Origin of the sequence: Pseudoduganella umbonata (assembly GCF_014192225.1) — a bacterium.
Lineage (GTDB): Bacteria > Pseudomonadota > Gammaproteobacteria > Burkholderiales > Burkholderiaceae_D > Rugamonas > Rugamonas umbonata.
Genome location: NZ_JACHXS010000012.1, coordinates 32,255 through 48,697, shown reverse-complemented (window position 1 = coordinate 48,697; position 16,443 = coordinate 32,255). Strand labels below are relative to the sequence as shown.

Annotated in this window: 12 protein-coding genes; all 12 read right to left on the bottom strand. The window is 66.8% G+C overall.

Going from position 1 to position 16,443, the window contains the following annotated elements; all coding sequences use genetic code 11:
• A complete protein-coding gene (locus tag FHS02_RS25320; RefSeq protein WP_229422690.1) occupies positions 1-1,914 on the bottom strand; it encodes a HAMP domain-containing methyl-accepting chemotaxis protein in 1,914 nt (637 codons plus the stop codon).
• Positions 1,915-1,998: 84 nt separating this feature from the next.
• Positions 1,999-3,624 carry a methyl-accepting chemotaxis protein gene (locus FHS02_RS25315; RefSeq protein ID WP_137314227.1) on the bottom strand — a complete coding sequence of 542 codons (1,626 nt, stop codon included), beginning with the start codon at positions 3,622-3,624 and terminating at the stop codon, positions 1,999-2,001.
• Between the two features lie 47 nt (positions 3,625-3,671).
• Positions 3,672-5,816 (bottom strand): chemotaxis protein CheA, encoded by a 2,145-nt coding sequence (locus FHS02_RS25310; RefSeq protein WP_137314228.1) that lies wholly within the window; start codon positions 5,814-5,816, stop codon positions 3,672-3,674.
• Positions 5,813-6,157 (bottom strand): STAS domain-containing protein, encoded by a 345-nt coding sequence (locus FHS02_RS25305; RefSeq protein ID WP_137314229.1) that lies wholly within the window; start codon positions 6,155-6,157, stop codon positions 5,813-5,815. Before FHS02_RS25305 ends, FHS02_RS25310 begins: the two co-directional genes overlap by 4 nt.
• 52 nt (positions 6,158-6,209) lie before the next feature.
• A complete protein-coding gene (locus FHS02_RS25300; RefSeq protein WP_137314230.1) occupies positions 6,210-6,578 on the bottom strand; it encodes a response regulator in 369 nt (122 codons plus the stop codon).
• A 9-nt stretch (positions 6,579-6,587) separates the two neighbouring features.
• Entirely contained in the window at positions 6,588-7,253 is a 666-nt protein-coding gene (locus tag FHS02_RS32145; RefSeq protein ID WP_229422818.1) for a methyl-accepting chemotaxis protein, read from the bottom strand.
• An 804-nt stretch (positions 7,254-8,057) separates the two neighbouring features.
• On the bottom strand, positions 8,058-9,296 hold the full coding sequence (locus FHS02_RS31705) for a nidogen-like domain-containing protein (RefSeq protein ID WP_137314232.1): 1,239 nt from the start codon (positions 9,294-9,296) through the stop codon (positions 8,058-8,060).
• 246 nt (positions 9,297-9,542) lie between these two features.
• Positions 9,543-12,446: a hypothetical protein gene (locus FHS02_RS25285; RefSeq protein WP_137314233.1), complete on the bottom strand. Its 2,904-nt coding sequence runs from the start codon at positions 12,444-12,446 to the stop codon at positions 9,543-9,545.
• A 98-nt stretch (positions 12,447-12,544) separates the two neighbouring features.
• Positions 12,545-13,000 (bottom strand): hypothetical protein, encoded by a 456-nt coding sequence (locus FHS02_RS25280; protein WP_137314234.1) that lies wholly within the window; start codon positions 12,998-13,000, stop codon positions 12,545-12,547.
• 94 nt (positions 13,001-13,094) lie between these two features.
• Entirely contained in the window at positions 13,095-13,466 is a 372-nt protein-coding gene (locus FHS02_RS25275; RefSeq protein WP_137314235.1) for a hypothetical protein, read from the bottom strand.
• A gap of 238 nt (positions 13,467-13,704) precedes the next feature.
• Positions 13,705-14,331, bottom strand: a complete 627-nt coding sequence (gene eda, locus FHS02_RS25270) for a bifunctional 4-hydroxy-2-oxoglutarate aldolase/2-dehydro-3-deoxy-phosphogluconate aldolase (protein WP_137314236.1) — start codon at positions 14,329-14,331, stop codon at positions 13,705-13,707.
• A complete protein-coding gene (edd, locus tag FHS02_RS25265) occupies positions 14,328-16,253 on the bottom strand; it encodes a phosphogluconate dehydratase (protein WP_137314237.1) in 1,926 nt (641 codons plus the stop codon). Before edd ends, eda begins: the two co-directional genes overlap by 4 nt.
• Positions 16,254-16,443: the final 190 nt, after the last annotated feature.

Genomic DNA, 16,443 nt, shown 5'->3' with positions numbered 1-16,443 from the left:
TCAGAAGTTGGTGAAGTTCTTTTCATCCAGCTCGCCGTGCGTGAAATCGTCGGCCGCGCGCAGGTTGCCGCCGCGCCGTGCCGGCCGGACGCTACCGCTGCGCACCTTTGCCACCACCCGCGCGCCATGGTTGCCGGCCAGGTGGAAGAAGCTCATCGCCTGTTGCAGCTGCTCGGCCTGGCCGCTCATCTCCTCGGCCGTGGCGGCCAGTTCCTCGGAACTCGACGCGTTCTGCTGCGTGCCCTGGCTCATCTGGCCCACGGCCGCGTTGATCTGGCCCACGCCGGCCGACTGTTCCTCGGAAGCGGCCGTGATTTCCTGCACCAGGTCGGATGTCTTGCGGATGTTCGGCACCATCCGGTCCAGCAGCGCGCCGGCACGTTCGGCCAGTTCCACGCTCGACGTGGCCACTTCGCCGATTTCCTGCGCCGCCACCTGGCTGCGCTCGGCCAGCTTGCGCACCTCGGCCGCCACCACGGCGAAGCCCTTGCCGTGTTCGCCGGCACGGGCCGCTTCGATGGCCGCGTTCAGCGCCAGCAGGTTGGTCTGGTAGGCGATGTCGTCGATGATGCCGATCTGTTTCGCGATCTGCTTCATCGCCGTCGCGGTGGCCTTGACGGCCTCGCCGCCTTCGGCCGCTTCGCGCGCCGCCTGGGTCGCCATGCCATCGGTGACCCGGGCGTTCTCCGTGTTCTGCGAGATCGACGCCGTCATCTGTTCCAGCGATGCCGAGGTTTCCTCGACGCTGGCGGCCTGCTCGGAAGCGGCCTGCGACAGCGACTGCGCGGTGGCCGACACTTCCTCGGAAGCCGAAGCCAGCGACTGCGCACTGGCATTCACGTCGCCGACGACCTGCGCCAGCTTGTCCATCGTGCCGTTCGAGTATTCCTTCAGCTTGCCGAACGCGCCTTCGTAGTGCTTGTCGATGCGCGCGGTCAGGTCGCCTTCGGCCAGTGCCGACATCACGCGCACCACGTCGTCGATGCTGGCACCGGTCGTCGCCACCAGCTGGTTCAGGCCATCGCCCATCTCCTTCTGGAAGCCCTGCATGCCCGCCGTGTCGACGCGCGCGTCGAAGTTGCCGCGGTTGGCGGCTTCGATCACGGCACGCTGGCCGGCGATCACCAGGCGCAGCTTGCCGACCATCTGGGCGACGGCGGACAGCATGCTGGCGGAATCGCCCTTGCGCACGGCCACATCGCCGGACAGGTCGCCATCGGCGATGCGTTTCAGCAGTTCGGCCGCGTAGGCCGGTTCGCCACCCAGCGTGCGCGTCAGGCTGAGGGTGATCCAGAACGCCATGGCCACGCTTATCAGCACGGCCAGTGAGCCCAGCATTACCAGTTGGTTACGCGCGCTGACGTAGGCGTCGGTGGCTTCCACGCCGGACTTCGCCATCGACTGGTCCTGGTGCGCGATCAGTTTGCGGATCGTCGCGATATAGGTAGTCTGGATGCCTTCGAGCTTGTTCACCAGCAGGTCGCGTGCCTCGGCACGCTGGCCCGCGGCGACCAGGCGCAGGAACTCCTCCTGGATGACGCGGTATTGCTCGCGGGTTTCCACGACCGCCTGCAGCACATCCTTGCCTTCCGGCGAAGCCACCACCTTCTTCAGCTTCTCGAGCGTCTCGCGCAGCTTGGCGCGTTCGGCTTCAATGGCTGCCAGCTCGCGGCGCGCCACCGCCGCGTCGTCGAAGATCACGACGTTGCGCATCGCGATCGCGATCGTGGTGATGTTGCCGATCAGGTCGTGGGCCATCGTGACCTTCGGGTACTTGTCGGTGACCAGTTCGTTGACGTTGTCGCTGACGCCGGCCAGGCTGCGGATACCCAGCAGGATGCTGGCGACCAGCAGGATGGCGACGACGCCGAAGCCCAGGGCCAGGCGGGCGCTTACTTTCATGTTACGGAACAAGATTGTCTCCTTGCGGCCACCGGCCGCGGGTTGTTAGCGTTTGATAACGAATAAACGACGAATCGAAGCGGTCCTGCGACGTGTTCAGAACCGGGTGAAGCTGGCTTCGTCCAGCCCCGCCTCGGCAAAGGCCGGTTGCAGGGCGATGTTCTGGCGCCTGGGCACCGCGGCTGCGCGCACCGCGCGCCCCGCCGGCTTGCGCAGCGGCGCGCCGCCCTCGAGTTTGAAAAAGCCCATCGCAGCCTGCAGCTGTTCGGCCTGGCCGCTCATTTCCTCGGCCGTGGCGGCCAGTTCCTCGGAACTCGACGCGTTCTGCTGCGTGCCCTGGCTCATCTGGCCCACGGCCGCGTTGATCTGGCCCACGCCGGCCGACTGCTCCTCGGAAGCGGCCGTGATTTCCTGCACCAGGTCGGACGTCTTGCGGATGTTCGGCACCATCTGGTCCAGCAGCGCGCCGGCACGTTCGGCCAGTTCCACGCTCGACGTGGCCACTTCGCCGATTTCCTGCGCCGCCACCTGGCTGCGCTCGGCCAGCTTGCGCACCTCGGCCGCCACCACGGCGAAGCCCTTGCCGTGTTCGCCGGCACGGGCCGCTTCGATGGCCGCGTTCAGCGCCAGCAGGTTGGTCTGGTAGGCGATGTCGTCGATGATGCCGATCTGTTTCGCGATCTGCTTCATCGCCGTTGCGGTGGCCTTGACGGCCTCGCCGCCTTCGGCCGCTTCGCGCGCCGCCTGGGTCGCCATGCCATCGGTGACCCGGGCGTTCTCCGTGTTCTGCGAGATCGACGCCGTCATCTGTTCCAGCGATGCCGAGGTTTCCTCGACGCTGGCGGCCTGCTCGGAAGCGGCCTGCGACAGCGACTGCGCGGTGGCCGACACTTCCTCGGAAGCCGAGGCCAGCGACTGCGCACCGGCGTTGACGTCGCTGACCACCTGCGTCAGCTTGGCGATCATCTGGCTCATCGCCTGCAGCAGCTGGCCGGTCTCGTCACGCGAATTGCTGTCGATGCGCACCGTCAGGTCGCCCTCGGCGAGGCTGTTCGCGGCATCGACCGCCTGGCGCAGCGCGCGGGTGACGGACAGCGTGATCGATGCACCGATGACGATGGCGAGCAGCAGCGCGATGCCGGTCATCGCCATCACGGTGGTACGGGTGTCCTCGTAGGTGTGGCCGGCAACATCGGTAAGGTCCGCCATCAGCTTGCTCTGGTGCTTGATCAGCGCGTCCAGCGCATTGATCAACTCACGGTTGGCGGGCGCATAGTCGTTGCTGATGAATTCGGCGGCCTGCTGGCGATCGGCGCGCATCAGGGTGTAGAACTTGTCGTACTTGGCATCCAGCGCCACGCGCTTCTCCGATACGGCACGCAGCAGTTCCTTGCCGCGCTCGGAGAACACCACTTTTTCCATGTCGGCGATGCGGCGCACCGTCTCCGCACGCATGCCTTCGATGCTCTTGCGGTGGCGCTCGATCTCGGTCTCGCTGTTCGTCAGCAGCATGCCGCGCATGTGGCGCCCGGCATCGATCGCGTCACGCACCATGTCCTGCGCGGTGATCACTTTCGGATAGGCCTCGCCGGTGATCTCGTCGGTCACCTTGTCCATGTCTGCCATGCGCGTGATGGCCAGCGTTGCGACACCCAGCAGCAGCAGCAGCAGCACGCCGAAACCCAGCCCCAGGCGTACGCCGATTTTCAAGTTCTTAAGCACGATGGCTCTCCAAGATCAGTAAAGAAAAACAGTAAAGTTGTTGAAATTTATTGGGCGACCGCATGGCTTTCGCTCTCGACACCGGCCAGCAGCGCGCCCATGTCGAGGATCAGCGCCACGTCGCCATTGCCGAGGATCGACGAGCCGGACAGGAAGCGTGCGCCGGCGAACACCTTGCCGAGCGGCTTGATCACGGTCTGGAACTCGCCCAGCAGCGTATCGACGACCAGGCCGGCCCGGTTGCTGCCATAGCGCACCACGACGATGCTCTGGCGCCGCGCCGGCGTGCCGGCCAGCGCGAAGCGTTCGCGCAGCCGCACGAACGGCATCGGCGATCCGCGCAGGTCGATATAGTCCGAAGACTGCGTGCGCTCCGCATCGTCGCGGAACTCCACGCATTCCTCGACCATGTCCATCGGGATCACGAACACGGATTTGCCGACGCCCACCTGGAAGCCGTTGATGATCGCCAGCGTCAGCGGCAGGCGCACGGTCACCGTGGTCCCCACGCCTTCGGTGCTGGCGATTTCCACGCTGCCGCGCAGCGCGACGATATTGCGCTTGACGACATCCATGCCGACACCCCGGCCGGACAGGTTGGTCACCTGCTCGGCGGTCGAGAATCCCGGCTCGAAGATCAGGCCGAAGATTTCCTTGTCCGACAGCACGCGGCCCGGTTCCACCAGCCCCCGCTCGACGGCCTTGGCGAGGATGCGGTCGCGCTTCAGGCCACCGCCGTCGTCGGACACTTCGATCACGATGCTGCCCGAGTCGTGGTAGGCATTCAGCGCCACCGTGCCCTGCGCCGGCTTGCCGCGCGCGAGGCGCACGTCGGCCGGTTCGATGCCATGGTCCATCGCGTTGCGCACCAGGTGCGTCAGCGGATCGCCGATCTTCTCGACCACGGTCTTGTCCAGCTCCGCGTCTTCGCCGGACACTTCCAGGCGGATATCCTTGTCGATCTCGTGCGACACGTCGCGCACCACGCGGACGAAGCGGTTGAACGTGGCGCCGATCTTCACCATGCGCAGCTGCAGCGCGCTGTCGCGTACTTCTTCGACCAGGCCGGACAGCGTCGACGTGCACTCGAGCAGTTCGGGGATCTGCGCGCGCCGGGCAATCAGGTTGGCCCCCGCGCCGGCGATGATCAGTTCGCCCACCAGGTTGATCAGGCGATCCAGCTTGTCCGCATCGACACGCACCGAGCGGCTTTCCGCCGGTGCGGCCTTGCCTTCCGGTGCCTGGCGCTGTTTCGCCAGCGCGGCCTCGACGACGGCCGGCCGCACGGTGCCCTGGCCCACCAGGATCTCGCCCAGCGGCACGATGGCGCCGCCGGTACTGTCGGCAGCCTGCGCCGCCAGGGCCTGCTCCAGCTCGTGCGCCGTCACGCTGCCGCAGCGCACCAGCATTTCGCCCAGGCGCTCGCGCTGTTCGGGCACTTCGTCCAGCCAGGCCAGGTATTCGGCGATGCGGTTTTCCGGCGGCAAAATGCGGATCTGGCAATCGTCGCGCACGAAGTCGAACACGCCGTCGATCGCGGCCTTGTCCACGCTGCTCAGGAAGCCGATCTCGAAGCCCAGGTAGCACGATTCGGCATCGAATTGCGCAGCCGGCGGCAACGCATCGGCCAGCGTGGCGATGCCGGTGATCGTGCCCATCTGGCCCAGGTAGCGGATGAACGACAGCGGGTCCATGCCGTTGCGCAGCACGTCGCGGCCGAAACGCAGAGAAATGTGCCACTGCTCGGCACTGCCGGCCGCCGCCGCAGGCGCGCTTGCGGCCCTGGCCGGTGCCGGTGCGCTGCCGCCGTCGAGATAGCCCTGCAGCGCGGCCAGCAGCGGCGCGCCGGCCGACACCAGTACCGTATCGCTGTCCAGCGTGTCCGCCTCGACCGCGTCGACCAGGTGGCCGATGTGGTCGCAGCAGCCCAGCAGCAGCGTGACGAGCGCATCGTCGACCTGCACGGCGCCGTCGCGTACCTTGTCCAGCACGCTCTCGGCCACGTGGGTGAAGTCCACCACGGCGTCCAGGCCGAACATGCCGGCCGATCCCTTGATCGTGTGCGCGGCGCGGAAGATCGCGTTGACGGCCTCGGGGCCGTCCTGCGCCACGGCCAGCAGCGCGTTTTCCATCTGCTCGAGCAGCTCGCGGCTCTCGGCGATGAAGGTTTGCATTACCTGGTCCATGTTCATGCCGCGCGCCCTTCCCCGTTGCTTGCCTCGTTGCTTTCCTCGCTTGCCGCACCGATGCCGTCGAATGCCATGCCGAGCAGCGCGAACACGTCGCGTACGGCGGCGCTGGTCCCCTGCACGCGCAGCGTCTTGCCGAGCGTCGCGGCTTCCTGCCGCGCCACCAGCAGCAGCTGCAGGCCGGCGCTGTCGCATTCGGTCACGGCGGACAGGTCGAACACCGGCGCGGCATGCTGCCGCACGGCGTCCAGCAGCACGTCCTTCAGCTCCGCCGCGCGATAGATCGTCAGCTCGCCTTCGACCGCCAGGGCCGCAACGGGCCCTTGGCTCTCGCCAATACTCATGTGGTTCTCCGTAGGGAATCTGCCGCGGCCGGAAGGCCGCGAGCAAGTGGCTTTAAGGCATGACCAGCTTCTGGACCGCCGCCAGCAGCGCCTCCGGCTTGAACGGCTTGACCATCCAGGCCCGCGCACCGGCCGCCTGGCCCTGCGCTTTCTTTTCCTGCTGCGATTCGGTGGTCAGCATCATCACCGGCGTGAACTTGTAGGCCGGACGGGTCTTCAGTTCGCGCACGAAGGTGATGCCGTCCATGTTCGGCATGTTGACGTCGCTGATGATCAGGTTGACCTTCTGCCCGGTCAGCTTGGCCAGCGCGTCGGCGCCGTCGTTGCCTTCGATGACGTCGTAGCCGGCCTGGCGCAGTGCGATGCCGACGACCTGGCGGATCGATGCCGAGTCATCCACCACCATGATGGTTTTTGCCATGTGAAGCTCCTAGAAAAATGTGATTTCTTCTTCCTGCTGCGGCGCCGGCTTGGCGCCGCCCAGGTGAAGAGTGTGTTCTTCGGCCATCGCGTACGTGCTTTCCAGCTCGGCCAGCAACGGGCGCGCGTCGAGCTGCCGTGCCGTTCCCGCGGCGACCTGTTCATCGAGGTACGACGGCAGGCGCGCGATGTTCTGCTGCACGTGCGACAGAATCTGGCTGACGCGGTCCTGGAACTGCAGCTGCACCAGCGCCTCGGCCACTTCGGACTTGATGCCGGCGCTTTCCGCCTGCAGCACGTCGGACGACCGCACCAGCGCATCGGTCACGCCGCGGAACGACGTCAGCACGTTGCCGATCATCTGCTCGGAAGCCTGCACCGCCTGCCCTTCGGCGCGCATCGAGTCGCCCGCCGCGCCGCAGGTCGCATTGATCGCCGCGCTGATCTGGCCGACCTGCTGCGCGATATGCTTGCCGGCGTCAGCCGAGCGGTTCGACAGCATGCGCACTTCGTTGGCGACGACGGCAAAGCCGCGGCCCGCCTCGCCGGCGCGCGCCGCCTCGATGGCGGCATTCAGCGCCAGCAGGTTGGTCTGCCACGCGATGCTGGCAACGTCCGCCGCCATCGTCTGCAACTGGGCGGTGATGTGCTGCAGGCCCTCGATCTTCTGCAGCATCTGCCCCTTGCTGTCGGCGGCGCTGGCCAGCATGTCGAGCAGCGAACGCAGTTCCTTTTCGCTGGCGGAAAATACCTCGACGATGCTGCCGCCCTCGTGATTGCGCGCGGCGCCGGAGGTGGCCAATGCCTGTTCCAGCTTGAACACGATGCCGGAAAAACGCTCGACCAGCGATACCACGGCCGTTTCCATCTGGCTGCGCGACGCGTCGATATGCGAAGCCCACACACCGGACACTTGCTCTGCGAACTCGCGGCGGCTGGCCACGTAATCGTCGGCCGTGGCGGGCGCCTGCGACGCCTCGCCCGGGACAGCGAAGAATGCCCACGCGCCGGCTACCAGCAGCACGGCGGCGATGGCGAAGCCATGCCACTGCCAGCCGGCCAGCGGCACGATGGCGCAGGTGGCCGCGATGGCCAGCGCCAGGGGGAAACAGGTATGCAGGGGGCGTTGGCGCATCACGCGTCGCTCCGTATCGTCGGCAAGGGTGGAAAAATGAATTGCGCTTATCGCGTCGGGTAATTCGATGTCGTGCAAATCTATTGCACGGACATATGATTGCAGTGTTTATTGCCGCAGCGCAAGCTCGCACCAGATAATTCAACAGGAGTGGTCGCAAAAATCCGACACCGATGAATTGGCGCTAACGTCTTGTCTGGATTGAAGTTTTTAATAAATCAACGGTGCGCCGCGCGATTACGGCGATGCCGGATATTTAATGGACATTAAATCCACTATTTTGCATGCACTTAAAACAGCAAAAAAAAACCGGCTATCAAGCCGGTTTTTTAACGATAAATAAAATCAGCGGCGGCGGCGGCGCGCCGCCATGGCCAGTACCGCCATGCCGGCGCCCAGCATGCCGTACGTGGCAGGTTCCGGTACCGGCGAAATTTCAACCGTCAGCGCGGTCTGCGTCACGGTGGCATTGCCGACACCGTCGAACCACAGGCCGGTGGAGAAGGCGACCGGGCTGAGCGGGTTCACTTCGGCGGACGTTTCGATGCCTGTCACGCGGAAGCGGTCGACCGACTGGCCGAACTCGATGTGCTCGCCGCCCGCGGCATTGGCGGCAAACAGCTGCCATTCGCCGTCCTGCCACAGCCAGATGTCGTACTGGCCATCGCCGACGCCCGGCAGCAGGGTCACGCCGTTGACCCGCGGACCGCTGCTGACGGCATAGTCGTAGCCGGTCGCGACGACCGGGTCGATCCAGATCGGCGTGCCGGTGCCCACCGGGATGTTCTCGAAGACCCATCCGGCGGTACCGTCGTCGACATTGCCCGGCAGGATAGGGTTATAGGGAGCGCTGCCCGGCAGTTCCTCGGAACGCACCTGGAAGCGCCACACGCCGTCCGTGCCGACATTGCTGTCATGGACCAGGCCGGTGATGTTCTGCGTGCCCGAACCGATCAGCGAGTAGGAATTGGTCACGGCACCGGCGTTCCAGCCGGCCACCGCCGGCTGCCCGCCCACGCCGCCGCTGCCCGAACTGGCATCGCCCGTCGTCCATTGCAGCTGGCCGTAGCGGAATTCCATGTCGAAGTCGCCACTGCGGCCACTGGTCGCGGACTGGTCCTTCAGCACGAGCTGGAAGGTGTTCTGCTTGTCGTTGTGCTGGTTGTAATAGCCGACCGTATCCCAGGTGACGACGACGGTCCTGCTGTCCGGATTGGCCAGGTAGACGTTATTCATGAACGGGACCGGCAGGTTGTCGGTCTGGTTGCGGGTGTCCACGTCGGCCCAGAACGGGGCGATCATCGCGGCGTCCGAAATCGGGAACAGCGACGGCGTGAACCGGGACAGCGGGCCATCGAACGAAATATTGCCGTTGTTGTTGACCCAGTAGTTGCTGTAGGCATTGCCGAAGAAATTGATCTGGAACGGCAGCGTCAGTGCGCTGGACGAACCGTCGTCGTTCGGTTGCATGATGCGGGTACCGAAGTCGCGGTCGCCGCCAAAGCCGGACAGCAAGGTATCGGCGCCGGCCGAGCCGGAAGCGAATGCCGCAAACACTGCCAGTGCGATGAGATTTTTTTTCATTGTTTTCCCTGAAGTGAGTTATGGAGCGCGCCGGGCCGGCGCGCGGCTGGCCGCCTCGGCGGCGCGCATTATCATATAATCAACAGGGAGTTATTATCAATAAATTATGTTAAAAATGTAATCAAAAGCCACATTTTTACTGTACACCGGGCGTGGAAGAAAAAGGCACTGCAGCGAACACCCTGCCGGGAGCAGGACCGTCCGGCGCAGTGACTGCGCCGTGACGGTGCCAGGCTGCAACCGGGATCAGCGACGCCGTGCCCGGCCCCGCACCAGCACCACCGTCAACCCCAGCAGCATCAGCATCCACACCTGCGGTTCCGGCACCGGCGCCAGGCCCTGGGCGCCCAGCACGTAGTCGAAGTCGAACCTGCCCTGGCCGTCGAAGGAGAAATCGGCGGCGATCAGGATGTCCTGGCTGCCCGCGCCGAGCATGCCCAGGTCGAGCACGTTGTCGCGGAAGAAGGCCTGGGCGGCAGACAGGCTGTCGAACGTCCACGAGAACAGTTCGCTGCCATGGTTGCTGACGCTCAGCTCGAGTTCCGTGAAGCCGATGCCGGCACTGCGGAAATCGAGCAGGCCCAGCGTGAGCGCGCCGGGGGCCGCCGTGTCGAAGCGGAAGCTGGCCGTCGTCAAGTGGTGCTCGTCCTCCGCAGTGTCATAGGCGACGCCGAGCATCCGTCCGATCGCGGCGATCCGCTGGCCCTCCAGCGCGGCGGCAACGGCGGGTGCGCTGGCGGGAATCACGGTGCCGCGCGGCAGCGCGTTGGCGAAGGAACCGGTGTAGTAGGGCTGGCCAGGGACGGTGCTGCCGATGCTGGTCCTGGCATCGAACCCCAGGTATCGGACCGCAGCGAACTTGCCGCCGGCCGTGGTCTCCACCCGCATGCCCGGCCCGGTGGAGATACTGGTGGCCAGCGCCGTCGCGTCACCCGCGTCCACAGTCACGGTGGCGCGGCTGGCCGCGCTGCCCGTTGCCTGCGACTGCGCAGAGACATCGACGATGCGGCCACGCCCGATTGCGGATGCCGTGCTCGCCCCGCCGGTGGAGACGGACTCGGCGCGCACCCGCGCAATGCCGGGATTGACCTGTGCCGTTAAAGCATCGGCCTCGGCCGAAGCCGTCGCGGCCCCGCCGGCTTCGGCACGGGAGAACGCCGTCGCAGACAGTACTGAACCCGGGCTCGAGGACCACCCCGCTCGCGCGGTCGACGTGCTGTGAGCGTCGCCCGCGGCGCGCACGGTCGAACGCGCCAGCGCTTCCCCGGCCGGCGACAGTGCCGACCCATTGCCGCCCTCTGCGCTCGCATATCCCTGGACGGTCGCGCCAGCCCTGGTCGATGCCAGATCGAGGAGGGCCTGGGCATCGCCACCGCTGCCGCCCACGCCGTCGCCGCCGTATGCCACCGTGTAAACGGTCAGGGAAGGCGTGCCGGCATCGGCCAGCGTCAGTTGCGACAACGCGGCGCCGCCGCTGCCGCCGATCCCCCCGCCCGTGTGGAGGCCGCCGGCGCCGCCACGCGCTTCCTGCCACAACTCCAGCCTGCTTCCCGAGGAGCCGCCGACGCTGTCGACCAGGCGCGCCGCCCCGCCGTTGCCGGCGATGCCACCCAGGGTCGTGGCCTGGCCTCCCTCACCGCCGGTCGCGAACGCCTTGGCCTCCGTGACGTCGGATGCGCCGGTAGTCCTGGAATGCATCGTGGCGAATGCTTGTGCTGCGCCGCCGTCGCCGGCACGCACGCCGTCGCTCCACGAAATTCCGCCGGCGCCTCCCACCGCGGTGGCCGACACCTCGACCGGATAGCTGCTGCCCCCACGCGGCGGGAGGTGCGTGGTGCCGGAAGCGGCAGCCAGCGCGTCGCCACCGTGACCGGCCGCGCCGCTGTAGGCATGGCCACCCTGGCCGCCGGTGGCGATGGCAACCAGGTCGATGGTGCCGTTCGTGGCACCTTGCACTTTTGCCGACGCCTGGCCGCCACGGGTTGCCTGGCCGCCGCTGGTCATCGGGACAACGGAACCTTCGCCGCCTGTCGCGTCCACCCGCATGGCGAGCGACGTTGCACTCCGGTCGTCGAGCACCAGTTCGAGGTCGGCCTTGCCGGCACGTCCACCCAATGCGCCGGGGGTGTCCAGTGCCCAGCCGGCGTCGCCGCCTTTCCCGGAAAGATACAGGCTCAGTCTGCCGGTGGTGGTCACGTCGAACGGATTACGCACGACGACATCGGCTCCGTTGGCGGCGTGTCCGCCCGCACCGCCCTCGAGTATCAATACTGCCGACGCGCCGCCCAGCCCGGCCGTGCCGCTAATCGTGCCGGTGGCGCTTCCTCCATCGTTGCCGCCCAGGCCCGTCAGACCGTCGCTCAACGCACCGCTGCCCCCCTTTACGTTGCTGCGGAGATCGAGCCGATAGCCGGTCGCCTGCAGGGCTGCCGCGGCATGCCCACCGCCCCGCCCCCCTGCTGTCGCGTCGGCGGACGCGTTCACGGTCGCGCTGCTGCCGCCATCGACCGTGGCACTGGCATTCGCCGAGCCGAAGCGTTCGCCGGCGCTGATCGGAACCAGATAGGAGCTGGTGCCGCCGCTGGCGCGCGACGTGGCGGTGATGGTTCCCGTGCCCGTCGCGGTGACGCTGGCCGTGGCGTTGCCACCGCGTCCGCCCAGACCTTCCGGTCCCCGCGCGGCGCCGGCACCGCCTTCGCCGGAATTGCCCCGGTCGCCGCCGCTCCCTGCTACCGCGAGCGCCGACGCAACGAGTTGCGCGGCCGACGACTGCACGACATGGCTCGCCGTGGCATGGCCGCCGTCGCCGCCGTTTCCGCCGCTCCCGCCGGCCTGGCCAGGACCGCCTGCCGCGCCATCGCCGCCACGGCCGCCGCGTCCGCCCGTGGCAACGGCGCCGGAATCGGCCGCACCGGCGGTGGCAGCGGCATCCTGCCCGTGGCCAGCCGAGGTACCGGCCGCTCCTGGCGAAGTTGCATTCTTGCCATCGGTGCCATCGGCCCCGGTCACGACAGGAGCGGCATAAGCCTGGCTGACGGCAAGCGCCAGGATGAGGGGAAGGAGACGGGGAGGAGCGCGCACGACTGTCCTTTCGACGAGGTCTGTCCGCACGGTGGCCGCGCCATGGCGCAGGTTCGCCGCGACGGACACGGCAGCGACCCGTGCCAGTCTACATTGTCGTTTTATATAGTCAATTGAACAATAAGACTTGCAAACGAGGAGTCACCTTGCGCTCCTGCCAGCGGAGATCAGCGCGCCGCCTTGTCTTGCTCGATCAACTTCGCCAGCTGCGATGCGCCCCCCACCTGCTCGATCGTCATCACCTTGTCGAGCGGGATCGTCATCGACTGCGGACCATGCCAGTCGTTCTTCTGGCGGCTCACCACCCGGTTGCCCTGGCGGCCGTCCGGTGCCGTGAAGGTCTGCACGTAATACACGTCGTCGAGCTGGAGGTGGCGCGGCCCCACTTCGCGCAGCAGGCCGTAGAATATCTGCCCGTTCTGCAACTGCACGCCGTAGCGGACGCCCAGCGCCCCGGGCGCGAACGCCGGGTCCGATTGCTGGCGCCAGAAGAACAGCGCCAGCACTGCCAGCGCGGCGGCCGCCACGGCGGCTACCAGCAACGCGGTACTGGAACGCCAGCCGGGAGCGGGAATGCCGCCCGGAGTGAAGGCAGGATTCGGCAGGTCGCGGGCTTCGGTCATGGAGACTCCTCGGTGAACGGCTGGGATTCGATTCTAGCGCTCGCCTTGTTCCCCCGGCAAACCGTTGGCGTTACCGCCCCATGGCGTAAGCGCCTTATGCGAATTCCCCGGCGAACACGGTGAAGTTCACGCGGCCGGGCGATATGCCCTCCCCTTCCGCGAACCGCCGGTCGCCCGCCGCGGCCGGGCGCCGCGCGGCCACCAGGACCAGGCAGCACCCGCACACCAGCGTTGCCCAGCTTCCCGGCTCCGGCACGGCTGGCGCCCTGCGACGCTGCTGCACCAGGTGGAGCGCGGCACCGTTGCCGGCCGCACCGGCCGCAGCGGAACAAGCCTGGATGCCGGGACAGCTGCGGGCGGGCGGCGCGGCAACCGCGCCATGCGCCTGGCCGATGGCCAGCGCCAGCGCAAGAGCCAGCACGAATGGCCCGGGCGTACCCCGATGGAAGTGGCGAATCGCCTGCATGAAAGGTCCTTGTCCAGAAACGGGCCCCATGTCGGCGAAGCATTGTCGAAGCTGCGGGGGCGGGCAGCCGCCGGGACTAAGATGCCCAGCGGAATTAGTTTCTGACGTGTAAGAACCAGGGCGGGCTTGATTTTGCGCTAGCGCAAAGAATGCCGTTCAGAAAGAAAACGGCGCCCTGGGGCGCCGTCTTCAACTGCCTGGATCAGTGCGGTTGAACTGCTGTCGTTGTACCGCCGCGTCAGCCGCGCAGTGCGCTGGCCGCCTTGGCCAGTGCAGTGATGTGGGCCCAGTCGCCGGCCTTCATCGCATCCTTCGGCGTCAGCCAGGAACCGCCCACGCAGGCCACGTTCTTCAGCGCCAGGAAGGCCGGCGCATTCTCCTGCGAGATGCCGCCGGTCGGGCAGAACGTGATGTCCGGCAGCGGGCCGCCGATACCGTTCAGCATGCCCACGCCGCCCGCCGGCACCGCCGGGAACAGCTTCAACTGCTTGAATCCCTGTTCGCGCGCCTTCATCACTTCGGACGGCGTCATCACGCCCGGCAGCAGCGGCAGGCCGGACGATTTCGCCGCGCCGATCAGCGCATCGGTCAGCCCCGGCGACACGCCGAACACGGCGCCGGCGTCGCGCGCGGCGGCGAATTCCTCCGGCTGCGTCAGCGTGCCGACGCCGACGATCGCGCCTTCCACTTCGCTCATGGCGCGGATCGCGGCCAGGCCGTGCTGCGTGCGCAGCGTGACTTCCAGCACGCGGATGCCGCCGGCGACAAGGGCCTTGGCAAGCGGCACGGCGTGGTCGGGATCGTCGATCGCGATCACGGGGATCACGGCCGAGGTACGCATAATGTCGAGCAGGTTCATGGTCATGGCGCTTTCTTTACGAGGAAATCTTCATCGGAACCGGGCACGGTATTGCCCACGTTGTCACCGCCGTGCAATTCGACGGTGGTATCGATCGGCGACGGCAGCGGGAACGTTGCCGCGCCTTCTTCCGCCGCGGTGACGCTGTTGCGGAACATGGCGAACAGTTCGCGGCCCATGCCGATGTGGCTCGGCGTCAGGTCGGCCTGGGCCAGCGCGCGGCTGTGCCAGACCGACGAATCCACCTTGGCTTCCAGCGTGCCGGTGGCGGCGTCGACGCGGATGATGTCGCCGTCGCGCACCAGGCCCAGCGCACCGCCAGCCAGCACTTCGGGGGACACGTGGATCGCTGCCGGCACCTTGCCGGACGCGCCCGACATGCGGCCGTCGGTCACCAGCGCCACCTTGCGGCCGGCATCCTGCAGGTTCGCCAGCGCCGGGGTCAGCGCGTGCAGCTCCGGCATGCCGTTGGCGCGCGGGCCCTGGAAGCGCAGCACGGCGACGAAATCGCGATCGAGCTTGCCGGCCTTGTAGTCGGCCATGAAATCTTCCTGCGAGTTGAACACCAGTGCCGGCGCTTCGACGGTACGGTGCTCGACCTTCACGGCCGACACCTTCATGATCGCGCGGCCCAGGTTGCCCTCGACTTTCACCATGCCGCCATCCTTCGAGAACGGGGCGTCCGCGGTGCGCAGCACATTGTCGTCGCCGGAGACGGCCGGCGAATCCTTGAAGACCACGCCCTTGCCGCCTTCGCCCAGGAACGGTTCCTTGCAGTGCTGGCGCAGGCCCTTGCCGAGGATGGTGGTCACGTCGTCGTGCAGCAGGCCCGCATCGAGCAGCTCGCGGATCACGAAGCCGGTGCCGCCGGCGGCGTGGAAGTGGTTCACGTCCGCATCGCCGTTCGGGTAGATGCGCGCCAGCAGCGGCACCACGGCGGAGAGATCGTTGAAGTCGTCCCAGTCGATCAGGATGCCGGCCGCGCGCGCGATGGCCGGCAGGTGCAGCGTGTGGTTGGTGGAGCCGCCAGTGGTGAGCAGCGCCACGATCGCGTTGACGATCGACTTTTCATCGACCACGTGGCCGACCGGGATGTACTCGTTGCCCAGGTCCGTGATCTGCGTGGCGCGCCGGGCGGCGGCCGCCGTCAGTTCGTCGCGCAGCTCCGTGAACGGCGTGATGAAGGCGGCGCCCGGCAGGTGCAGGCCCATCACTTCCATCAGCATCTGGTTGCTGTTCGCGGTGCCGTAGAAGGTACAGGTACCGGAACCGTGGTACGACTTCGCTTCGCCTTCCAGCAATTCCTCGCGGGTTGCCTTGCCTTGCGCGTAGCGCTGGCGGATGGCCGCCTTTTCCTTGTTCGACAGGCCGGAAGTCATCGGGCCGCCCGGCACGAAGATGGCCGGCACGTGGCCGAAGTGCAGCGCACCGATCAGCAGGCCCGGCACGATCTTGTCGCAGATCCCCAGGTACAACGCGGCATCGAACATATTGTGCGACAGCGCGATCGCGGTACTCATCGCGATGGTGTCGCGCGAGAACAGCGACAGCTCCATGCCCGGCTGGCCTTGCGTCACCCCATCGCACATCGCCGGCACGCCGCCGGCGAACTGCGCCACCGCGCCCGCTTCGCGCACGGCTTCCTTGATCACCTTCGGGAAGTATTCGAACGGCTGGTGCGCCGACAGCATGTCGTTGTACGACGATACGATCGCCACGGAGGCCTTCTTGACCTCTTTCAGGACCAGCTTGTCGTTGGCCGGAAAAGCGGCGAAACCATGGGCGAGGTTGGTGCAGGACAGCGAACCGCGCTGCGGACGCCCGTTGATGCGGGCCGCTTCGAGATGCGCCAGGTAAGCGCCGCGCGATGCGCGGCTGCGCTTGATGATCCGCTCAGTGACTTGTTCGAGGACTGGGTGCAAGGCCATTATGCTTCCTTATCGATGAATTCCCGAAATTTTACTACAGAAGGGAAAAGGCGTGCTGCCTGGCGCGGTTTTAACTCGCTCCGCGAGCGCCGCGGCTGCCGGAAACCGATCGGCATCCGGAGCATAAAAACAAACATTTTTAGCGCATTTGAAGGTTATCCGTAGTGAAGTTACCGGCATTTCCTGTATA

Bases quoted from the DNA above. Each gene is read 5' to 3' on its own strand.
- FHS02_RS25310 (WP_137314228.1), bottom strand. From the start codon at position 5,816: ATGAACATGGACCAGGTAATGCAAACCTTCATCGCCGAGAGCCGCGAG.
- FHS02_RS25305 (WP_137314229.1), bottom strand. From the start codon at position 6,157: ATGAGTATTGGCGAGAGCCAAGGGCCCGTTGCGGCCCTGGCGGTCGAA.
- FHS02_RS25300 (WP_137314230.1), bottom strand. From the start codon at position 6,578: ATGGCAAAAACCATCATGGTGGTGGATGACTCGGCATCGATCCGCCAG.
- FHS02_RS32145 (WP_229422818.1), bottom strand. From the start codon at position 7,253: ATGCTGCAGAAGATCGAGGGCCTGCAGCACATCACCGCCCAGTTGCAG.
- FHS02_RS31705 (WP_137314232.1), bottom strand. From the start codon at position 9,296: ATGAAAAAAAATCTCATCGCACTGGCAGTGTTTGCGGCATTCGCTTCC.
- FHS02_RS25280 (WP_137314234.1), bottom strand. From the start codon at position 13,000: ATGACCGAAGCCCGCGACCTGCCGAATCCTGCCTTCACTCCGGGCGGC.
- FHS02_RS25275 (WP_137314235.1), bottom strand. From the start codon at position 13,466: ATGCAGGCGATTCGCCACTTCCATCGGGGTACGCCCGGGCCATTCGTG.
- eda (WP_137314236.1), bottom strand. From the start codon at position 14,331: ATGACCATGAACCTGCTCGACATTATGCGTACCTCGGCCGTGATCCCC.
- edd (WP_137314237.1), bottom strand. From the start codon at position 16,253: ATGGCCTTGCACCCAGTCCTCGAACAAGTCACTGAGCGGATCATCAAG.